Raw genomic sequence first — 5339 nt, forward strand, 5'->3', positions numbered from 1 at the left:
CCCCGCATGTGTGCGGCGACACCCTGCGCCGCCCCCACCACCATCGACGCCCACCCCTGGTCCCCGAACGGGCGCCGCAGGATCGACATCGATCGCCGGCAGCGGCATCACAAGCGCCGGATCTCGCCGATCATCGCCCGGGGCCGCCCGTACCGTCCACGTCGACCTGCGTCGGGCCGCCCTCGTCCCTGGCCCGGTCCGGTCAGTCCGAGGCGGCGGCGAGGACGTCGCGGCAGAGCCGGTCGGCCGTCCGGGTGGTCTCCGGCAGCCGGTAGCGCGGGGTCAGCGCCAGCACCCGGTCGGCGGCGTTCGCCAGGCTCATCCGGTGGCCGACGCTGACGAAGACCGGCTTCACCCCGTCCCGGGTGCGCAGCACCCGGCCGACCACCTCGTCGCCGTCCCGCAGCGGCGACGACTCACCCCGGCGTGGGCCCGGCTCGTCCCACTCGCCGACCAGCGGCGTCTTGCCCACCCCGATCGCGGGCAGGCCGGTGACCACGCCGAGATGACAGGCCAGCCCGAACCGGCGCGGGTGGGCCAGCCCGTGCCCGTCGCAGACCAGCAGGTCGGGACGGACGGTCAGCCGGTCCAGGGCGTCCAGCAGCGCGGGCAGCTCGCGGAAGGCGAAGAGCCCGGGCACGTAGTCGAAGGCGGGCCGGCCGACGGTGACCGCCGAGTCCACCACCGCGAGCGTCCGGGCGTCCAGCACCGTGACGGCCGCCGCGAGCCGGTCACCGCTCTCCGCGTACGCGACGTCGAGGCCGGCCACCGTGGCGGGCGCGGTCGGTCCCGGCCCGGCCAGGTCGGCCAGCGGCCGCACCTCCTCCTGTACGCGCAGCGCCTCCGCCACGCTCCCCGGCGGCACGTAGGGGAGCCCACCTCCCGTCACCGCGGCCCTCAGGCGGGCTGGAGGTCGGTGCGGGCCTCCTCGGCCCAGCGTAGGACGCCGTGGGCGCCGGCGGACTCGGCGACGGCGGTGGCCTCGTCGACCAGGGCGAGCGCCTGGTCGGGGCGGCCCGCGTCGGCGGCGAGGTAGCCGAGCCCGACCAGGTTCGCGGCGACCCCGGGCAGGAAGCCGATCTCCCGGCGCAGCCGGGTGGACTCCTCCATCCACTGCCGGGCCTGGTCGAGCCGGCCGGCGGCCTGCTCGGTGAAGGCCAGGTGCCGCAGCACGTACGACAGGGTCATCTTGTCGCCGGCCTCGGTGGCCAGCTGACGGGCGCGGGCGAAGGCCGGGGCCGCGGTGTTGTTGTCGGCGCGGATGACCTGGTGGAGGCAACCCACCCAGAACAGCGCCTCACCCTCGCCACGCACGTCGCCGAGCGCGCGGTACAGCTCGGCGGCCCGCTCGAAGAGCCCCAGCTCGCGCGGGTCCTCGACCTCTTCCTCCAGGAAGCGCGCGTGCAGCACCCGCCCGCGGGCGAGCGCGAGATCCGCCTCCACCGCGTCGAGCGTCCGCTCGGCGGCGGCCAGCGCGCCACCGTCGCCGGCGAACACCGCGTTCTCGTAGAGCTCCCTGGCCCGCTCGATCCGGTCCTCGACGACCATGCCCGCTCCCTGTCCTCGTCGGTTACTGACCCACTCGCCCGTCGATGCGCTCACGCAGCAGATCGGCGTGACCGCTGTGCCGGGCGTACTCCTCGATCATGTGCGGCAGCAGCTCCCGCAGCGAGATCTCCTGGCCGTCGGACATCCGCGCCCGGACGCCCAGATCCGCCGTCGCGGCGACCAGTTCCTCGGCGAACGCGATCTCGGTCCGCCAGGTCCGCCACGCCTCCTCGACCACCGCCGGGTCCCCCACCGCGTTGTCGAACGCGCCGTCCCGCTCACCCTCCGCCGAGTAGAGCTTGGGCACGTCCTGGCCGGCCATCACCCGCCGGAACCAGCTCCGCTCCACCTCGGCCAGGTGCCGCAGCAGGCCGAGCCGCGACATCTTCGACGGCGGTACGGACCGCCGGGCGAGCTGCTCGGCGTCGAGGTCGGCGCACTTCATTTCGAGGGTCAGCCGGTAATCCCGGAGGTATCCGACGAGCATCGACCGCTCGTCGTGGTACCCGCCCTCGGAACGCGGATCGTCCTCGGGGCGGACGAACATGTTGGACCAGGCGAACTGGGGCGCGGGCTGGTCGGTCTCGGTGGTGGTACGCGCGTCAGCCATGCCCGGACCCTCGCCCACGCTCCACCCTCCCGCAACGCATTTACGCCGCTAAGCCTGACTGTCGGCGATGGTGGGATCGGCACCGGGGTCACCGGCCCGCTGAAGCTCCTCCTCGAACATGACGAACGTCCTCCGCCGGATGCCACTGATCAGGGCTTGCTCCCGGGCGGTCAGGTGGCGGCGTTCGGCGGCGGCGCTGTCCTCGATCGCCTGCACGGTCTCGTAAAGCGCGAAGACCGGGCCCTCACCTTCCAGATATCGGCCCCGGTCGTGCTCCGTCCGCTGGACGAACTGGTCTGCCGTGAGCACGCTGACCTCTCCGCCGATCGCGAAGAGGATCTCGTCCGCGAGATGGGTCACCGGCTCCCATCCTCCGGTATCGATCGACAATCGCCACGCGGTCAGGCCGCCCTCAGCTGTGGCCACCATCTTCACTGGCGACCGGTAATAGCTGAAGTAGGCAGGTAAGGCCAGACCTGGCTCATCACTCACGCGTGCGACTCCCCGACCAACGCAGTTTGCAGGGCCTCCCAGAAGTACCGTCGGACCTGCTGAAGAAGGCCGTTCCGCACGGCGCACTCCGTCGGCGTCATGCTACGGCCTTCTTGATCAGCCAACGCCTTCAAATCTCGACCCACCTCGTACAACGCGTGCTCCCACGCGGCAACCTCTTCGAGCGCCTGTAGATGCAGCCGGAACTCGGCGATGTGACCGCTCGTCGTACGCAACATCATCATCACGTCCCGGTAGCCGCTCTCTTGTGGCGTCAGGAACCGATCCTCGAAATAGACGATCTCGATCCCCGGCTCCCGCCGGATCGTCTCGAGAGCCCCGTACAAGTCGGACAGCCTCTCGAAGGCGACGCTCGCCGCCGCGAGGTCGGTCAGCAGTGACACGTCGCCTCGGTATTTGTTCACCTTGTCCTCGGCACGCCGCCTGTCCTTCTGGCCTGGCCTTGGTTCAGCCACCGCTCCACGCGCCGACCGGGATGCCAACCGCCGCGCCAGCTCCGTGACTTCGGGCTGGGCGAGGGATGCCTCGACGTAGAGCTGATCGAGATAGAGGTGACGATACGACGAATCCCCGCGCCGTTTGTAGTCGAAGCCCGGCTGAACGGGATCAGGGCCGGGAGCCTGACATGAGGCACTAATTCGGCGCTGCTCCTCGGTCAGTGGAGTCGGTTCAACTTCCGGGCCACCGTCCCGCGCCGCCTTCACCGGCCCCCGCTGGGCGACGTCGGCCAACGCCGCGCCTAGGACGTCGATGGCGTTTTGGCTGCCGGCGAGGTGGTGCATCGTCACCGGTCGGGCGGTCAACGAGGCCGCCAGCTCAGGCGTCGCCAGCATCATCCGGGCCAAGTCGGGGCGCCGCGTCAGCTGCCGGACCAGCGTCTCGGCCAGCAACGCCTTGCCGCTTGGGGGCGCCTCCCACGTCTGATCGAGCATCTGCCGTACCCGCGGGTCACCGAGGAGTTGCGCCACGTCCCGGGCCGCTGCCTCGTCAAGATCGGGCACTAGGCGACGGAGCGTGGATGCGTCGACATGGTTCGCCAGCTCGACCGGAGTCACCCCGGCGGCGAACACCTCGTCCAGGCTTCCACCGGCTGCCACAGCATCTCGCACGAACTGCCCAGCCGCTATCCGTTCAGCGTGAGCGTCAAGGTGCGCCCGCCGCAGACCATTCGGATCCGGTTCCGGTCGGCTACCAGGAAAGGAGGTCGCGCCCGGCGGGGTGATCGACGTGGGCTCGCCTAGCAGGTGGACGTGGTTGAAGTCCGGCACGTCGTCCAGCGGGTGCCGCGGCGCTGGCGGTCGGGGCGGGTCGGACGGTTCCGGTACGTCGGGCAGGACGTTGAAATCGCCTGGTGGCCGGCCGGCCAGCGGCATCGGCCGGCCGTCCCGGCCCAGGACCAGCGCGTCTATCCCGACCACGTTCGCCTGACCCGGCACCCCGCTGTGCGTGTAGAGCGGGCGGTCCCAGACGTGCCCGCTCTGCGGATCGAGGTACAGCACCGTGCCGTTCTGGTTCAACGCCACCCACGCGTGGGAGCCGCCGTGCTCCAAACTCGTGACGAGGAAGGCGTAACTGCCGTGCCCACCCAGGAGCAACTGCTCGTGGAGGTCGCGATACCCCCGCTCGACCGCCTGCCCTGCCCCGAAACCGGTAGCCGCACCGGTCTCGGGGCACAGCTTCTGGAACCGTCCTCCGGTGATCTCCTCGACCCGTCGGGGACCGTCCACCTCACCGCCGACCGGCCGGCGCACGTCCCCCTCCAGGTACGCGTCGAAGGTACGCGGCGCGGAGACCCGGGGACGGCCGTGCACCCACGTGTCGTAGAGCGACAGGGTGCAGTCCAGGCAGTTGATGCCCCGGGAGGCATCCGCCTGCGGGCCGCCGTCGTTCGCCAACCGGAACCAGCCGCCGTACCGGGGGTCGGCCGTCCGCACCACGCTGCCGTCGGGGTTGCGCGGCATCTGCCGTTCGAGGTCGGTCTGGTGCAAGGCGAGCGGTGGACGCAGCCCGCCCCGTATCCCGAACCTGCGGGAGCGGTCGATCGGCGGCGGGTCGTCGTCCCCGGTCAGGGCCGACCGGTCGGACGTCTCGACCGCGCCGGGTGCCAGGTCGGCGACATCATCGTTGATCCGGTAGAAGTCCGCGTCGTCGTCGACCGTCACGTGCTCGGGCACGACGGACCCGTTCAGCACCGCATATGCGCGCTCCTGCAGCTCGTAGCTCATCGTGCTGGCATCAAAAGCGGCTTTGCGCCACCGCTGTGCGACCAGGTCGTGGCCCGCCTCGTGTAGCTGCTGCGCGTAAGCGCCGTATTCGCCCGCTGAGCGCTGATGCCGGTCAGCGCGCGTGCGAAGCCAGGCCGCTTCTTCCTGCCGTCGCCTGTCCTCGAACCACGCCCGCTGCGCCTCGAAGTAACCCTGATACCGGCGTCGATCCAGGCCCTCGCGGTCGGCAGCTCGGTGAGCGGCAAGCTGTTCCGGCGTCTTGGGGCGGGGCGGCAGCGGGTCGAACGGCCCCGGGAGAATCGGAGAGGCGTCGTCTGTGTGCCTCGGTGGTCCCGGTGCCAACGCCTCCAGCAGCGGAAATCGCGGTGATGGTGACGGTGACGGCTCCGGACCCGGGGCCGGCGGACCGACGTCCCGCCCCCGTGCAGTGGGCGAGCCAACCG

The 5339-nt window shown here is 71.1% G+C and carries 5 protein-coding genes; all 5 read right to left on the reverse strand.

Annotated features, from left to right (window positions below):
• Positions 1-202: 202 nt before the first annotated feature.
• The 5 genes from nfi to DKT69_RS22500 are packed head-to-tail and all read right to left on the reverse strand — an operon-like array spanning position 203 to position 4896.
• Positions 203-865, reverse strand: coding sequence for a deoxyribonuclease V (gene nfi / locus DKT69_RS22480; protein WP_236648165.1), 663 nt, complete (start codon positions 863-865; stop codon positions 203-205).
• A gap of 32 nt (positions 866-897) precedes the next feature.
• Complete coding sequence (locus DKT69_RS22485) at positions 898-1548, reverse strand: tetratricopeptide repeat protein (RefSeq protein WP_109803496.1); 651 nt, start codon at positions 1546-1548, stop codon at positions 898-900.
• Between the two features lie 22 nt (positions 1549-1570).
• A complete protein-coding gene (locus tag DKT69_RS22490) occupies positions 1571-2158 on the reverse strand; it encodes a DinB family protein (protein WP_201749800.1) in 588 nt (195 codons plus the stop codon).
• A 48-nt stretch (positions 2159-2206) separates the two neighbouring features.
• Positions 2207-2650 carry a hypothetical protein gene (locus tag DKT69_RS22495; protein ID WP_109803497.1) on the reverse strand — a complete coding sequence of 148 codons (444 nt, stop codon included), beginning with the start codon at positions 2648-2650 and terminating at the stop codon, positions 2207-2209.
• The gene (locus DKT69_RS22500) at positions 2647-4896 is read right to left on the reverse strand and encodes a toxin glutamine deamidase domain-containing protein (RefSeq protein ID WP_236648166.1); all 2250 of its coding nucleotides are present in this window, start codon (positions 4894-4896) and stop codon (positions 2647-2649) included. Before DKT69_RS22500 ends, DKT69_RS22495 begins: the two co-directional genes overlap by 4 nt.
• Positions 4897-5339 lie beyond the last annotated feature (443 nt).

Source organism: Micromonospora sicca (genome assembly GCF_003172935.1).
Taxonomy (GTDB): Bacteria; Actinomycetota; Actinomycetes; order Mycobacteriales; family Micromonosporaceae; genus Micromonospora; species Micromonospora sicca.

Bases quoted from the DNA above. Each gene is read 5' to 3' on its own strand.
- DKT69_RS22485 (WP_109803496.1), bottom strand. From the start codon at position 1,548: ATGGTCGTCGAGGACCGGATCGAGCGGGCCAGGGAGCTCTACGAGAAC.
- DKT69_RS22490 (WP_201749800.1), bottom strand. From the start codon at position 2,158: ATGGCTGACGCGCGTACCACCACCGAGACCGACCAGCCCGCGCCCCAG.
- DKT69_RS22500 (WP_236648166.1), bottom strand. From the start codon at position 4,896: ATGAGCTACGAGCTGCAGGAGCGCGCATATGCGGTGCTGAACGGGTCC.